Source organism: Microbacterium sp. cf046, assembly GCF_900114345.1.
Classification (GTDB): Bacteria; Actinomycetota; Actinomycetes; order Actinomycetales; family Microbacteriaceae; genus Microbacterium.
In genome coordinates, this window is sequence record NZ_FOZJ01000002.1 from 1 (window position 1) to 15393 (window position 15393).

General features: G+C 69.4%; 10 protein-coding genes. 5 read left to right on the forward strand and 5 right to left on the reverse strand.

Features of this window, described 5'->3' with window-relative positions; genetic code table 11:
• The 3 genes from BM349_RS06175 to BM349_RS06185 all read right to left on the reverse strand — a co-directional run.
• A partial coding sequence (locus BM349_RS06175; RefSeq protein ID WP_175525216.1) for a cell wall-binding repeat-containing protein occupies positions 1 to 2443 on the reverse strand: 2443 nt, incomplete at its 3' end.
• 83 nt (positions 2444 to 2526) lie between these two features.
• Positions 2527 to 3519 (reverse strand): glycosyltransferase family 2 protein, encoded by a 993-nt coding sequence (locus tag BM349_RS06180; protein WP_091705108.1) that lies wholly within the window; start codon positions 3517 to 3519, stop codon positions 2527 to 2529.
• Positions 3516 to 5426: a glycosyltransferase gene (locus BM349_RS06185; RefSeq protein WP_091705111.1), complete on the reverse strand. Its 1911-nt coding sequence runs from the start codon at positions 5424 to 5426 to the stop codon at positions 3516 to 3518. Before BM349_RS06185 ends, BM349_RS06180 begins: the two co-directional genes overlap by 4 nt.
• A 127-nt stretch (positions 5427 to 5553) precedes the next feature.
• Between BM349_RS06185 and galE the strand changes: the two genes are divergently transcribed.
• Complete coding sequence (galE, locus tag BM349_RS06190) at positions 5554 to 6552, forward strand: UDP-glucose 4-epimerase GalE (protein WP_254773767.1); 999 nt, start codon at positions 5554 to 5556, stop codon at positions 6550 to 6552.
• A gap of 19 nt (positions 6553 to 6571) precedes the next feature.
• Here galE and BM349_RS06195 read toward each other — a convergent pair whose 3' ends face one another.
• Both BM349_RS06195 and BM349_RS06200 read right to left on the reverse strand, forming a co-directional pair.
• Entirely contained in the window at positions 6572 to 7897 is a 1326-nt protein-coding gene (locus tag BM349_RS06195) for an O-antigen ligase family protein (RefSeq protein WP_091705114.1), read from the reverse strand.
• Positions 7894 to 9297: an O-antigen ligase family protein gene (locus BM349_RS06200; protein WP_091705117.1), complete on the reverse strand. Its 1404-nt coding sequence runs from the start codon at positions 9295 to 9297 to the stop codon at positions 7894 to 7896. The genes BM349_RS06195 and BM349_RS06200 overlap by 4 nt, the downstream gene beginning before the upstream one ends.
• A gap of 40 nt (positions 9298 to 9337) precedes the next feature.
• Here BM349_RS06200 and manA point away from each other — a divergent pair, with 40 nt between their 5' ends.
• The 4 genes from manA (at position 9338) to BM349_RS06220 (ending at position 15383) form a co-directional block, all read left to right on the forward strand.
• Positions 9338 to 10495, forward strand: coding sequence for a mannose-6-phosphate isomerase, class I (gene manA / locus BM349_RS06205; protein WP_091705122.1), 1158 nt, complete (start codon positions 9338 to 9340; stop codon positions 10493 to 10495).
• A gap of 170 nt (positions 10496 to 10665) precedes the next feature.
• On the forward strand, positions 10666 to 10986 hold the full coding sequence (locus tag BM349_RS06210) for a WhiB family transcriptional regulator (RefSeq protein WP_091705126.1): 321 nt from the start codon (positions 10666 to 10668) through the stop codon (positions 10984 to 10986).
• Positions 10987 to 11121: 135 nt separating this feature from the next.
• Positions 11122 to 13968: a glycosyltransferase gene (locus BM349_RS06215; protein ID WP_091705130.1), complete on the forward strand. Its 2847-nt coding sequence runs from the start codon at positions 11122 to 11124 to the stop codon at positions 13966 to 13968.
• Positions 13965 to 15383 (forward strand): DUF5719 family protein, encoded by a 1419-nt coding sequence (locus BM349_RS06220; RefSeq protein WP_091705133.1) that lies wholly within the window; start codon positions 13965 to 13967, stop codon positions 15381 to 15383. The genes BM349_RS06215 and BM349_RS06220 overlap by 4 nt, the downstream gene beginning before the upstream one ends.
• The last annotated feature ends 10 nt before the right edge of the window (positions 15384 to 15393 follow it).

Below are 15393 nucleotides of genomic sequence, written 5' to 3' on the forward strand. Positions count from 1 at the left end.
GTCCTAGACCCGCCAGCCGCTCCACAGTCCCGTATTGGCCGAGTTGGGTTTCGACGGCTGGTGTGATGACGCCGACTCCGCCGAGTACCACGATCCGGGTGGGGTTGAGTCGGTCGAGTTCGTTCTTGACGGCTGCGGGCAGGGCCTCGGCGGGCGTGAGGAGGATGGGTGCGGAATTCATACCTGCGACGGGGGCGCCGGAGAGCGCGTCGGGGTAGTTGGTGCCGCTGGCGATGTAGACAACGTCAGCGCCGTCGGGGAAGGACGCTGCGCTGATTGCGACGGACGTCTCGTACCGTCCTAGACCCGCCAGCCGCTCCACCGTCCCGGACTCTGGGGGCGCATCGCCAAGTCGAATCGTGCCGTTGATATCGGATCGGGGCTGGCCGACCTTGAGATCGATCGTGTCAGCGCCGTCGAGAGTGGACTTCTTGCTCCACCACTGCTCGTGGACCTCTGCAGGGTTGGCGAGGGTCGTCACCTCCGCCTCGAATCCAACCGTGTATTGGCCCGATGCGAGGACGAGGCTGTACGGGTTGTCACCTGGAACAGCGGCATCGAAGCGAGATTCGGGCAAACGGGCCCATTGACCGTCCAGACGCTCGTACACGAACGCGTTACCGAGGATGTTGCCGGTGCCGTCGGCGGTGAATCCTTCGGCGCGGATATTGCCGGCGAGGGATGTGTCGGTCGGGCGCGCTGTCAAGTCCAGGTCGGTGATCGCCTCACCTGCGTCGAGCGCGATGCTCGGCGAAGCACCGAACCGGAGGAATTGCGTTGACCCGGGGACAAGCCTTGAAGTCGCGGCGTCCCACGTGGTGATCGACACAGCGACACGGTAGCTGCCGGGCGGAACCGTCCCGCTACGCACGTTGTATTCGCCGCCGCTGGCCGCGCTGGTCCCGTCGCCGTAGGACGCATAGATGATCCGGCCCGTGAGATCAGTAACTGTGATGCCGATGCCCGACCCGACCGACAGGTCCAGCGCAGTGACGTCGACGGTGCCGCTGAAGCTGGCGCCGTGCTCCAGTTCTGCATCGATCGCAGACGCGTTTCCGCTGACTGTCGAGACGAGGGTCGCGGAGTCGATCGTGGGCGCGTTGTCGTAGAACTCCGATACGAGGTCTGTCGGGACCCATCCAGTTCCGTCCCAATGGCTGCCCGACGAGAAGTACACGCGGTAGTCGCTGGCGGCTAGGCGCGTGATGGTGTACGCCCCTGTCTGAGGATCCACTGACGCGTTATGGCTGAGGCCGGAGCCATCAGGAGCGCCGGCGGTGACGTACAGCCCTTCACGCCACTCCGCGGGTGAGTCTGCCGGGATGCTCACGGTTCCGGAAATGCTGGTTCCGTAGTCGAGTGTCGCGTCGACTCCATCTCGGTCGCCCACGGACACGTCTACCGCTTCGGCTGCTGCCGCGCTGGCGGCGTTGTCGTAGTACTCGTCTGCAAGGTTGGGAGTCTCACCGGGCATGCCCGTTATGATGCGGAACGCTATCGTGTAGTTCCCGGACGCGAGACCATTGATCGTGTATTCCCCGGTGCCCGGATTCACGTTGGCCGATCGAGAGAAGATGCCGTTCGGCGTGGACGCACTGACGCTCACCGAGCTAAGCCACTCTTGAGGCGCACTTTCTGGGAGTGAGACCGTGCCGGAAATGCTTCGCCCAGGCTCGAGGGCTGCATTGATGCCGGATCGGTCCGCGGTCGATACATCGATCAACGCGGCCGTACTCCAATCCAGGGCGTTGTCGTAATACTCGGCCACCAGGTTCGGAGTCACCCAAGCCGCGCCGTCCCAAAAGGTGCTCACAGAGAACTGCACGCGATATGCACTCGGTGCCAGTCCGGACAACGTGTACTTGCCAGTGACCGCGTCCACGCTTGCGGAGACTGAGCCCGCGTTGCTCGATGCGTTTACGGACACCGCCTGCAACGATCGTGAGTCCATCCCGTCCGGGATGGAAACGGTGCCCGAGATAGACCGGCCCTTCGCGAGATCCGCGTCGATGTTCGCGGCACTGCTGATCGACACATCCACAAGCGTTGCCGACGAGTAGTCCGTGCTGCCGTCGAAGTACTCGGACACCAGGTTGGGCCGAATGTACTTCGTTCCATCCCAGTACTGGTTCACCAAGAACTGCACCCGATATGACCCGGGCTCAACTCCGGCGATGCTGTACGCGCCCGTCCCCGGGTCCACAGAGACGTAATGGGATGCCATCCCCGACACTGAGAGCGCCGACACCTGCACCGCAGCCAGCCACTCCGACGGGGCGTCATCCGGCACTGAAACCACGCCCGATATCGATCGATCTGCATCCTCCGCGTGGGCTGGGCCGTCAAGAGCTGCCGGGAGCGCGAGCGCGACCAGCAGGCTGGCGACCAACGCGATGGTACGAAGACGGCGAACGTATGCGATTGCAGGCACAGCCTTGGACACGCGGTACTCCCCAGCGAGACGAAAAAAGGACGACTCCCCCGAGTCGTCACAACGACAGTATCAGCTGGGACTGGGGCGCCCGCTTACGCGGCTTCGGTCAGCGGGGGCATCGGCTCCCACGAGGCGTCCTTGGCGACCTTGCGACCGTCGCGGATGCCGCGGAAGAGGTTGCTCGTGCCTCGCACCGTGTGCTCGACAGCGAAGAGGCGGATCAGCTCCTTGGCGAATGTCAGCGCGGTGCCCGCGGCGAAGAGCACCGGGTTGTACACCTCGAGTGACCGGTAGTAGTTCTTCATGTAGCCGCGATTGCGCATGATGTAGTACCGGTACGCGTTGCTCGAGGCGTTCATGTGGCGGATGCCCATGTCCCACTGCTTGATCTCGCGCGTGCGGCGCAGCACGAATTCGTCGACGATCACCGAGGTGGTCTTGCGTGAGGCGAGCCACCCGTACATCTGGTCGTCCCAGTAGATGAAGAAGCGAGGGTCGGGCAGGCCGATCTCGGTGACGATGTCGCGATGGATGAACATGCCCTCGAAGCAGCCGGAGTTCATCACCTTGAAGCCCGACTCGTCGAAGCCCGCCGGCGCGAACGGGATCGGGATCGCGAGCGGCTCCGCGACGCGGTACTGCCAGTAGAACTCGCTGCCGTCGTAGTCGTAGCGGCGACCCTGGATGCTCTTGAAGCGCGGCGCCCAGGCCCCCATGCGCGCGAGGCCGTCGGGCAGGACCTCGACGTCGTCGTCCATGAGCCATATCCACGTCGAGCCGAGCTCGTACGCGACTCGCATGCCCTCGCTGAAGCCCCCGGACCCGCCGGTGTTCGTCTCGAGGCGCCGATAGACCAGCTGCGAGCCGAGGCGGTCGCGGAAGGACTCGACGAGCTCGGTCGTGTCATCCACGGATGCGTTGTCGATGATCACCACGTGGCCGGGCTTGGGGTCCATCCGGGTGATGCTCTCCAGCAGTCGGGTGAGCAGGCCGGAGCGGTTGTAGGTGACGATCGCGATCGTCGCGGAGGCGGGGTCGAACGCGGCCTCCGTGCTGCGGGGGTCGTGCGAGGTGGTGGTGCTCATGCGCTTTCTCCGAAGGTCTTGCGCCACGCCTCGAGCGATGTCAATTCGGCCTGGGCGCGACGGTATCGCTGCGACAGGCTCGGCCATTCGCGGCGCAGCCGACGGTGCAGTCGCACGCTGTCCATCAGCATCCGGCGGTACTGGGCCCGGTCGCGGACGTAGATGTTCTTGCCGGATCCGTCGGCGGCGCTCACGAGCGCGGAGTCGTAGAGCGGCAGGCGCCACCACTGCGCGTCGTACTTGCCGAACTCCACCTCGGGGTGGGCCACGTTCTCGGGTCGCGGCGCATGGATCCAGTGCGACACGAGCGTGGTGATCGTGAACCAGCGCAGCCGGAGCCCGGTCGGGTTGTCGAGGTCATGCAGGTTCCGCCGGGTGAAGACCTGGCGTCCGCGACGCGAGCGCAGCGGGACACCCGAGTCCTTGTGGACGAAGGTCTCGGAGAAGTCAGCGGAAAGCGCCCGGGCTTCGGGCATCGCGGTCGCGAGGTTCGCGCGCATGTGATCAGGGCCGGACAGGATGTCCCGGAGGGCTCGATGGCGCAGCGCGACCGGGTAGTACTGCATCATCATCAGGTGCTTGAGGTCGACCCGCCGGCTGTGACGGAGGAGCTTTCCACCGCCGGGCATCGGGGAGTGCAGCAGACCCGCCACGATGCGATTGCGCGCGTGGAAGTAGGCCTGCCAGTCGATCGTGTCGTCTTTGCCCACCCACGAGACGTGCCACAGCGCCACACCCGGCACCGAGACGGTCGGGAAGCCGGCGTCGCGCGCGCGCAGGCAGTACTCCGCGTCATCCCACTTGATGAACGCGGGCAGAGCAAGCCCGACGGCCTTGATGACCTCGGTCGGGATCAGGCACATCCACCAGCCGTTGTAGTCCGCGTCCAGGCGCATGTGCAGCATGGGCGTCTGTCGCAGATTCGAGACCGAGAAGTCGTGCGGGAGCTTCTTCTGGTACAGCGCCCTCCACATGAACGGCTCGTCGTCGACGACCTCCGCCCATGCGTGCAGCTTCGGCCGGTCGAGCAGGTCGAACATGTGGGCGCCGACGATCGTCGGCGTCGACGCGTACCGGCCGAACACGATCGATCGGCGCACGGACTCCGGCTCGAGCCGGACGTCGTCGTCCATGAGCTGGACGAAGTCGCTCTCGGGCCGTTCCAGCGTCTCGGCCATCGCCCGCGCGAAACCGCCCGAGCCGCCGAGATTGGGCTGCGTGATCACCTGGAGGGTCTCGCCGAGCGCCGCGGACACGTCGCCGAACTCGGGCTGCGCCTCGACGCGACGGTCTCCCTGGTCGATGAGGAAGATGCGATCGACGAGTTCGAGGACGTCGGGCGCGTCCGCGAGGGTCATCAGCGTCCAGATGCAGTAGTCCGGCTTGTTGTACGTGGTGATGCCGATCGACGCCTTGCCGGTGCGCACCGGCTCCTGCTCGGTCGTCCACTCGGCACCCTGGAAGATGGCGTCCTTGTCGTCGGCGACGATGTCGAACCAGATCCAGCCGCCGTCGCTGAACTGATCGAGCTTCAACTCGAAGTGGCTCGTGGCGGTGCCGTCGGCCTCGCGGGTCTCGACCCGCTGACGCACGCCCGAGCCGGTCGAGCGGTACACCAGGATCGTGCAGGGTCCGTCGGTGCGCACCGTGAGCGTCACATCGCGCACCGGCGTCCAGTGCTGCCAATAGGAGGCGGGGAACGCGTTGAAGTAGGTGCCCAGAGACACGCGCCTGCCGGCGACGATGCGGGCGCTGTGCCGCCCGAGGATGTTCCCGATGTGCGCGCGGTTGGAGACGCGAACGGGCTCGTCGTCGATGACCGACCAGGTCTCGGGGTCCGCGTACAGCGGCAGCAGGTCGGGATCTCGGTCGTGGGGGAAGACGACGTTCTGCAAGACGTGGGGCACGAAAACTCCGGAAAGACGGCGACTGGCGCCGGGTCGTGGGGCCGCGAACAGCCTACCTTTCTTTCATGTGGATCTCCTGGCGGCGGGGGCGGTGCCGTACCCTCGTGGGGATGACTGGGTGCGCGGCGTGAGCCGATCGTTGAAGGTGCTGATCACCGGGGGCGCAGGCTTCATCGGCAGCACGGTCGCCTCGGCGTGCATCGATGCCGGGATCGAGCCCGTCATCATCGATGACTTGTCCACCGGGCGCGAGGAGTTCGCCGACGGCCGCGCGCTCTACCGCGGAGACATCGGCGATCCCGCTCTGGTCGACCGCGTCGTCGCCGAGCACCCCGACATCTCGATCGTCATCCACTGCGCAGCGAGGATCGTCGTGCCCGACTCGGTCCGCGGACCGCTGGAGTACTACGAGGCCAACGTCGGCAAGACGATCGAGCTGCTTCGCAGCCTCCGGCGCAACGGCATCCACCGGGTCATCTTCAGCTCCTCCGCCTCCGTCTACGACGCCGAGGACGGCGGCGCGGTGACCGAGGACGCACCGCTGGCCCCTTCCAGCCCGTATGCGCGCACGAAGGCGATGGTCGAGCAGATCCTCTCCGACAGTGCCGCAGCCGGCGAGCTGCGCGCGATCGCCCTGCGCTACTTCAATCCGATCGGGGCGGACCCCCGCGCACGTAGCGGGTTGCAGCACCGGGATCCCTCGCACGCGCTGGGCGTGCTCATATCGGCGTACCGTCGCGGCGGCACCTTCACGATCACGGGAGCCGACTGGCCGACGCGCGACGGGTCAGGGCTGCGCGACTTCATCCACGTCTGGGACCTCGCGCGCGCTCACGTGAGGGCGGTCGAGCGGTTCGATGCGGTGACCGAGGCCGATCCGTTCCAGGTGATCAACCTGGGTGGCGGGACCGGCACGACCGTGCGCGAACTCGTGTCGGCGTTCGAGCGCGTCACCGGGGGCTCTGTCGATGTGACGGTCGGCGGCCGTCGACCGGGCGATGTCGCCGGCGCCTACGCCGACGCCGGCCGCGCGGCCGACGTCCTCGACTGGCGGGCCGAACTGACGATCGACGACGGCATCCGGGACTCGCTCGCATGGGCCGAGCGGTTCGACCCGCGCTCCTGAGCGTCTGCCGCTCCCGTCGTCAGGGCTCGGATGGCGACTGCCCCACGTGCGGCAGGACGGGCTGGTCGTTCACATCGATCCGCTCCCGCCAGGAACGCGACTGCCCGGCTCGAACGGCGCAGAGGACGAGCAGAAGCCAGCCGAATCCGAACAGGGTGAAGCTCTCGAACATCGAGTCGACCAGGAGCGTCACCAGTATCAGCGGGGTCCACGCGTAGATGACCGACCGGCGCTCGCTCGCATCGAGCCACGAGCGCACCAGGGCGACGCCGACGAACGCGATGAACAGCATCAGACCGATCCACCCGAGCTGGAGCAGGACGTCGAAGTAGGCGTTCAGACCCGTGGCGTGGTTCGTGCGCAGGCCGTAGTTGATCGCGCTGAAGGGGAACTCGTTCGGATTCCATGGTCCGAACCAGCCCCATCCCTGCACGGGCTTGGAGCGCAGATAGTCGACGATCGTGTTCCACAGGTTGACCCGCATCGAGAGGTCCGACCCGGCGCCCAGCAGGGCGATGATCGGATGCCGCGCGGCATAGCCGATCGCGAGTCCGGCGACCACGACCCCGCCGAGCGTCCACTGCAGTGCGGAGCGCGCCTCGGGACGCGTGTGCCGCACGAGTGCGAGCGCGCCGACGGCGAGCCCGACGGCGAGGGCCAGCACCAGGACGGTGGGGGAGTCGCTCAGCGCGGCGAGACCGCCGGCCAGGACGACGGAGTAGACCGACACGCCGATGCGCACCGACTGCGTGCGGTACTCGATGAGGAAGGTGATCAGCGCGATCACCGCGACGAACCCGAGCAGGTTGCGGGTGCCGAAGATCCCCTGGATCGGGCCGAGCTGGGCGATGTTGCCCTGGATGCCGAGGAAGCGGAACGGCATGTCCAGCAGGATTCCCGCCAGGATCTCCACACCGAGCGAGATGGACAGCAGCACGCGCATCACGTCTCCGAGCGCCCGCGCCGTCTGCAGCGTGTCGCGCACATGGCCGATGGTCACGGCGAGGAAGGCGAGCCCGACCGTGGAGACCCCGCTCCAGAACGAGCTGGACACGTCCTGGCTCCAGAACACACTGACCAGCGCCCACGCGACGAACAGCACGAGTGTCGTGGGGACGAGCCGCACCAGCGAGATCTCTCGGCGTCGCGCGATCAGCATCCCGATCCCGATGATGCACAAGCCGGCGATGATCGAGACGTATGTGACGCGGCCGGCGATCTTCTCGATCGCGAACGCGGAGAACACCGCGCCGAGGACGGCCAGTGTGTACGCCCGCGCGAGCGCCGCCGACGCGAGGATGGCGACCCAGCGCGCCGTCGGGGCGCCGTGGGGCGGGTCCGTCACGACACCCGCGTGGTCATCTCGCCACGCTCGATCGCGATGCGCGCCTCCGCCGCACCCTCGCCGATGTTCGGCGACTGCTTGATCTTGAACGCGAGCATGACCACGAACAGCCATCCCCACAGCAGCAGCGGACTCGACTCGGCGAAGCCCTGCACGATGAGGATCGCTCCGACGAGCGTCGGCAGGAGCGTGAGCGGCGAGTAGGGCCGATCGGCGCGGAGGTCCCAGCGCGGGCGGTCGATGGCGAAGAACCACGACCGCCAGATGAACGCGAAATAGACCATGACCATGATGAACACGCCGATCAGGCCCAGTTGCAGGAAGACGTCGACCCACATGTTGTGCGCCTGCATGACGGTCTGGCCGTGGTCGATGATCCATCCGTCGAACGACGGATCACCCGTGATCCAGGGCGTCGAGTACCCCCAGCCGATGAGCGGCCGCTGGACGGCGCGCTCGAGCACCGCCTGCCAGATCGTCTCGCGACCGGTCAGGTCGGAGCTGCGCCCGAGCGCCGTGAAGATCGGGTCGCGGAACAGCCAGAACACCAGTGCGCCACCGAGGCCGATGATCGCGTACGCGATGTAGTAGCGCGTGCGCTCGCCTGGTTTTCGCGCCCGGCGCATCAGCAGCACGGTCACGAGCACGATCGCGACGGCGAGGGCGGCGACGTACGCGGTGGCCGATGAGGCCCGGTAGAAGAGGAAGGCGGACAGCGCGATCCAGACACCGAGCAGCACCCGCCGCGGTGCCCGGGCGGCGAAGCGGATCGAGAACACGATGATCGCGAGCAGCGCGACCGGCCCCAGCAGGTTGGCGTTGCCCATGATCCCCTGGATCCGGCCGCCGTCGAAGAGGTTGTCGCGCGACCAGTACACGATCGGGTCGTCGGCGGGTCCGCTCGGGACGACGAAACCCGGCAGGATCGGGCCGCCGATGAAGATCGACACCCAGAGCTCGAAGACGAGCGAGAGCGCCATCACCCACTTCAGCGCCGACGCGATCGCCCGCACGAGTTCGCGCCACGTCAGCACGCTGCCGATGAACAGACCCTGGAGGGTCGTGATCACCAGCAGCAGCAGCGTGAGCGCAGTCGCCTCGCGCCACTGCGACCAGATGATCGACAGCGCCGCCCAGGCCACGTAGGCGATCGTGAACCACGGCAGTCTGCGCCACTGGACGGGTGGTCGCACCGCGAACCAGAGGCCGAGCGAGAGGACCCCGCCGCCGATCGTCAGGATCGCCGTCGGGAGCTCGCCGATCGCGTTGATCCACGCCGTTCCGGACAGCGCCATGAACAGCACGAAGATGCACCATCCGCGCAGCATCAGGTGACCCGTCTTCTCGCGGACCGGTGCCGTCGGGGGCGCCGACGCCGGGTGCTTCGTGTGGACGGCCATCGTGATCAGGGTACCGCGTGAGCACCCGTAGCCTGGAGGCATGCTCGCGCCGATCACGAACACCCCCAGGGACTACGAGTGGGGCTCCACGACGCTGCTCGCGGGCCTCGAGGGCAGGACGCCGACCGGGGCTCACGAAGCCGAGATCTGGTTCGGCGACCACCCCGGCTGCCCCGCGGTGACGGCCGACGGGCGCCCGCTCGGCGCCTGGCTCGCGGACGAGGGAGTGACTGCCGGAGCGCCGGCGCACCTGCCGTTCCTGCTCAAGCTCCTCGCGGCGGCATCCTCGCTCTCCATCCAGGCGCACCCGTCCCGGGCGCAGGCCGTCGAGGCGTTCGCGCGGGAGGAGCGGGCGGGCATCCCGCGCGACGCCCCGCACCGCACGTACCGAGACGAGAACCACAAGCCCGAGCTGATCGTGGCGGTCAGCCCGACCTTCACGGCGCTGGCCGGAATCCGCGACCTCGATGCCACGCGCCGTCTGCTCGGCCTGCTCGGCGACGGCGGCCAGGTTCTGATCGAGCGCTTGGCGGGAGCGGATGCGGCAGCCGCAGTGCGCGGCGCGATCGAGTGGCTCCTCTCCGGCGACGCGGCGGCGGCAATCGCGGCGATCGCCGCGGCGGCGCGGACGGCGCAGTCCGACGAGTTCGCGGACGAGCTCGCCCTCATCCGGCGACTCGCGGCGGACTTCCCCGGTGACCCCGGCCTCGGCGTCGCCGTGCTGATGAACCTCGTCACCCTGCGGCGCGGTGAGGGGCTCTTCGTCCCAGCCGGCGTGCTCCACGCCTACCAGGACGGGCTCGGCGTCGAGATCATGGCAGCGAGCGACAACGTGCTCCGGGGCGGGTTGACGCCGAAGCACGTCGACGTCGGCGAACTCGTCCGCGTGCTGGATCCCACGCCCGGACCCGTCCCGGTGCTGCGTCCGGAGGAGATCGCCGGAGTCGCCCGGTTCGCACCCGACGTCCCGGATTTCGCGCTGCTGCGGGTGCAGGTGCGGTCGGATGCCGAGGTGGCGGTGCCGGTCGGAGCCGTCGCGATCGCCCTCGCGACGGCCGGCGCAGTGACCGTGCGAGGTGGCGCGACGGGGGAGGCGGCGGGGCTGGCGCCCGGCCGGGCGGTGCTTGCGACCCCCGACGAGGACGTGCTGACGCTGACCGGCTCGGGAGAGATCTTCATCGCGCTTCCCGGCGCGTGAGGCGTCGTCGTTTCCGCATCGTGATGGTGCGCGACACGCCGACGGCGCGTCGTAAACGTTCAAGCGCGGGGTGAGGCTTTACGATCTGCGACTTGACCCTGGCGAACTACACCGGTGTAATTACTCGTACACGCGGACCAGCGTGGGGGGTTAGTAGCTAGGAGAACGAGATGACGGGTTACCGTTCAGGCGTTCCCGACAATTGGTTCGTCGATCCGGTCCAGCTCGGGGTTCCGGGGGTGCGCCGTCCTCTTGAGGGGGAAGACGGCAATCCGCTGGGATGGCAGACCGATGCGCTGTGCGCACAGACAGATCCGGAGGCGTTCTTCCCGGAGAAGGGCGGCTCGACGCGCGACGCGAAGAAGATCTGCACGACATGCGACGTTCGCGGCGAATGCCTCGAATACGCGCTGCAGAACGACGAGCGTTTCGGGATCTGGGGCGGCCTCAGCGAGCGCGAGCGCCGGAAACTCAAGCGCCGCGCCAGCTGACCTCGGCAGAGACGCCGAGCGGACGGATGCTCGGCGTGATCATCCGCGACGCCGATTCGATGCTCGGAATCCGTTCCGCGAACAGCGGCGCGTTCCCCGAGCGGTGCTTTGGGACGCGCCTAGGCTGACCACGTCATGCCCGCCAGAGTCCACGCCATCCTCGTCGTGCGCCCCGATGGGCGCACCCCCGCCGCACACCACCTGCGGCGCACGCTCGCGGGCCTCGGCGACCAGACCAGGCGTGTCGATGCGCTGACGATCGTCGTCTGCGGAGATGATCCGGGCGTGGCCGCGGTCGCCGCGGCCTCCGAGGCGGAGTCGGTGATCACGGCCCCGGGCTCGACCGGATTCGCGGCCGCAACAGCGATGGCTTCGCTGCGGATCTCCGGCGACGCGGTGTGGATACTCGCGCAGGACACGGCGCCGGAGCCGGACGCCCTCGCGCGCCTCGTCGGCGCGCTCGAGCTCGGACCATCCGTCGCGTTCGTCGCCCCGAAGCTGGTGCGCTGGGACGACCGCACCGAGATCGTGTCGCTCGGAGAGAGCATGACCGCCTTCGGTCGCACCGTCGGGCTCGCCGACGGCGAACTGGACCAGGGCCAGCACGACGCGCGAGAGGACGTGCTCGGCAGCGACATCCGGGGCGTGCTCGCGCGGACGGAAGCGTGGCGCGAACTCGGGGGCATCGACCGGGCACTGATCGGTGCGGACGAGGGGCTCGACCTCGGCGTGCGCGCGCGACTGGGAGGCGCCCGGGTGCTGCTGGTGCCGACGGCCCTGGTCGCGGTCTCCGGTGACGGAGTGGCCGGCCTGCCCTCGCCGCTGACCGGCGCCCGACGCCGTCGTCGCGCCTACGCATCCCGGGTGGCCCAGCTGCACCGGCGCCTCGCGTACGCGGCTCCCGTCGCCGTGCCGTTCCTCTGGCTCGCGATCCTGCCGGTGGCGCTGTGGCGCAGCATCCTGCAGATCGTGCGCAAGCAGCCCGGACTCGTGCTGCCCGAGTGGGGTGCTGCTTTCGTCGCACTGGTGCGCCTGCCATCGATCGTGCGCTCCCGCGCCCGGATCAGGGCCGCGCGCACGACGGGCTGGTCCCAGCTCGCTCCGCTGCGCGTGTCGAAGCGCGAGCTCCGGGAGCAGCTGGACGACGAAGCGGATTCCACGAGCGGACCGCGGCGGGGGGAGCTCAGGTTCTTCACCGGCGGCGGAGCGTGGCTCGTGCTCGGCGCGCTGGTCGCCTCGATCGCCGCGTTCCCCGCGCTTGCGGCGTGGCCCGTCCTCGGCGGCGGCGGACTGCAGCCCCTCGCGACCCATGTCGCCCAGATGTGGACGGATGCCGCGTACGGACTGCGCGCGTCGGGGCTGGACACGATCGGCCCTGCGGACCCGTTCGCGGCGGTGCTGGCGGTCGTCGGCAGCCTGTGGCCCCTCGAGCCGTCGCGCGGGCTCGTGATCCTCTGGCTGCTGGCGCTGCCGCTGTCGGCGCTGGGCGGCTGGTTCGCGGCGACCCGGGTGACCGATCGCTCGCTGCTGCGCTTCGCCGGCGGCGCCGTGTGGGCGCTCGCGCCGACGCTGCTGGCCGCGCTCACCCAGGGCCGCCCGAGTGCGGTCATCGCGCATCTCCTGCTCCCCTGGCTCTTCTACGCGGGTTCGGTCGCGTACCGCTCGTGGGTGCCGGCCGGTGCGGCATCCCTCCTCTTCGCCGCCGTCGTGGCGTGCGCGCCGTCGCTCGCCCCTGCACTGGTCGTGCTGTGGATCGGCGCGATCGTGCTGACGCTCGTGCTGCGGCGCGGCCGCGGTGTGACGCGGATCGTGTGGGTCGTGGTACCCGGCGCCCTGCTGGCCGCGCCGCTGGTGTGGCAGCAGCTGCGCGACGGCAACGCGTGGGGCCTGCTCGCCGACCCCGGCCTGACCTGGGCCGGTGCGCAGGTCGGTGCCGATGCCGCCGGACGCGCCCTGCTTGCCGCGGGCTTCCCGACTTCCGACCTCGTCGCCTGGGTCAGCTTCATTCCCGGCGCTCCGACCTGGTGGGTGCCGCTGCTGGCGGCGCCCGTGGCGGTGCTCGCACTCCTGGCCCCCCTCACCCAGCGGTGGGCCGCCGGCATCGCACTCCTGGTGGTCGCGGCACTCGGTCTGGCGACGGCGTTCGCGGCGGTCGGGGTCTCGGTGGCGTTCGCCCAGTCGATCGCCGTGCCGCTCTGGCCCGGCGCGGGGCTCAGCCTGGCATGGCTGGGCGCGCTCGGCGGCGCCCTCGCTGCGCTCGACATCGGACTGGCCCCACGCCTCGGTGCGGTCCGCAATCTCGCCGCCGTCACCGTCATGCTGGCGCTCGTCGTCCTGGCGATGCCGTCGCTCACTGCGATGGCGCGCGGAACGGCCCAGCTGACGAACGGACCGGCGAGCACCCTGCCCGCGTACGTGAGTGCCGCAGGCAGTGAAGACCCGGACGTGGGAACGATCGTGATCACGCCCCAGAACTCGGGCGGGGCCTCGTCACGTGTGGTGTGGGGCGGCAGCGAGACGCTGAACGGGCAGGCGACGATCATCTCCACCGGTACGACCCCGACCCCGGCCGATCAGGAGGTGGCGACGCTCACGGCGAATCTCGTGACCTCGGCCGCCGACGATGTGATCGGCGATCTGGCCGGGCGTGGTGTGAGTTTCGTGCTCCTCGCTCCGGCCGTGGCACCGGAGTCGGAGCTCGCGCGTGCCTTCCGCCTGTCCGCAGCGACCGCACTGGATCAGCGCGACGGTCTGGACGCGGTGGGCGAGACAGCGAAGGGCGTGCTCTGGCGGGTCACCCAGCCGGTGGATCCCCGGGCCCAGGCGCCGGCATCCGTCCACGATCTGGCTCGCCTGATCGCGCTGGTGCAGCTGCTCGCCGTCGCGATCGCGATTCTGCTGGCGATCCCGACCGCGGCGTCGCGGCGCGAGGCGCGCCGCTCTCCGCGCGTGGTCGGACCGCACTGGAGGGAGGGCCGATGAGCGACCGCCGCGTCTTCCGCTGGGCGACCACGAGCGCGCGCCTGCTCGCCGGCACCCTCGTGGCGGTCGCCTTCGTCGTCGGCGTAGTCACGGCCGTCTCGATCCCGTGGCCGACCGTGGCCCGGGAGCCGGTCGCGATCGCCGCGACTCCGGCGCCGTCGGAGAGCATCCTCGCGTGCACGGGAGGGCTGCTCGCACTCGGTCGCGACTCCGAGGACCTCGGACGCATCGAGACGGCGGCACCCCAGACCGTGACGATCGGGGTGACCGCCGGCGCCCCCGATCCGACCTCGGCGCCGATGGCATCCCCCGCGCAGGACGCGATCTCGCCGCCGATCTCGGTGGTGGCCGAGCCGATCGACGGCGCGCGCACCGACGTCGCGGCATCCGGGTCGTCGACGGTCACCGCAGATGACCTCCGCGGCTTCGCGGCCTCGGCCTGTCGGCCCGCGCTCATGGAGTCCTGGCTGGTCGGAGGATCCGCCGCGACGGGTGCTGCCGACGTCGTCCTGCTCGCCAATCCCGGGACCGTCCCCGCGACCGTCCAGCTGACGGTGTACGGCGCGGGCGGGTCCCAAGTGCCCGCCGGCGGCAGCGACCTCGTCGTGGCCCCGGGAACCCAGATCGTGGTGCCCCTGGCCGGCCTGCTGCTGGGGGAGGAGAGCCCGGTGATCCGCGTCACGGCGGTCGGTGCCCCTGTGCAGGCGGCGCTCCAGACGAGCATCACCCGCACGCTCCTCGCGGGCGGCGTGGACCAGGTGGGCCCGATCGCCGTGGCCGAGCCGCAGCAGGTCATCCCCGGCGTGACGGTGACCCAGAACCCCGGCGCGGAGGGCGCATCGGAGGCGGCGACGCTCGTGCGGCTGCTCTCCCCGAACGCCGACACCACTGCCACGATCACCGCGTCGCCGATCGGCGCGGCGCCGCAGGCCGCGGTGCCGACCACCGTGCCCCTCACGGCCGGCATCCCGACGGAGGTGGAGCTCGGCGGGCTCGCAGTCGGCCAGTACACCGTCGAGGTCACGGCGCAGGCGGCCGTGGTCGCATCGGTGTGGCAGACGACCGGCTTCGGCGAGGGGGCGGACTTCGCCTGGTACACCTCGGCCCCGGTGGTGGCCGCACCGAGCCTGTTCGCGACTCCGCCGGGCCCGGTGCCGGTGCTCACCCTCGCCAATCCGACCGCGGACGACATCACGGTCACGGTGGACTCGGTCGACGGGTCATTCACGTCGGAGGTGACGGTCGCCCCAGGGCAGAGTGAGATCGTTCGACTCGCGGCGCGCACCGTGTACATGATGGATGCGGGTGGCGGCGGCATCCGCGCGGGCGTCTCGCAGACCGGTGACGGCGCACTCGCCGGGTTCCCGGTGTGGCCCTCGGATGCCGCAGCGAGGCAGATCGTCGTCTACCCCTAGCGGCCGTTCA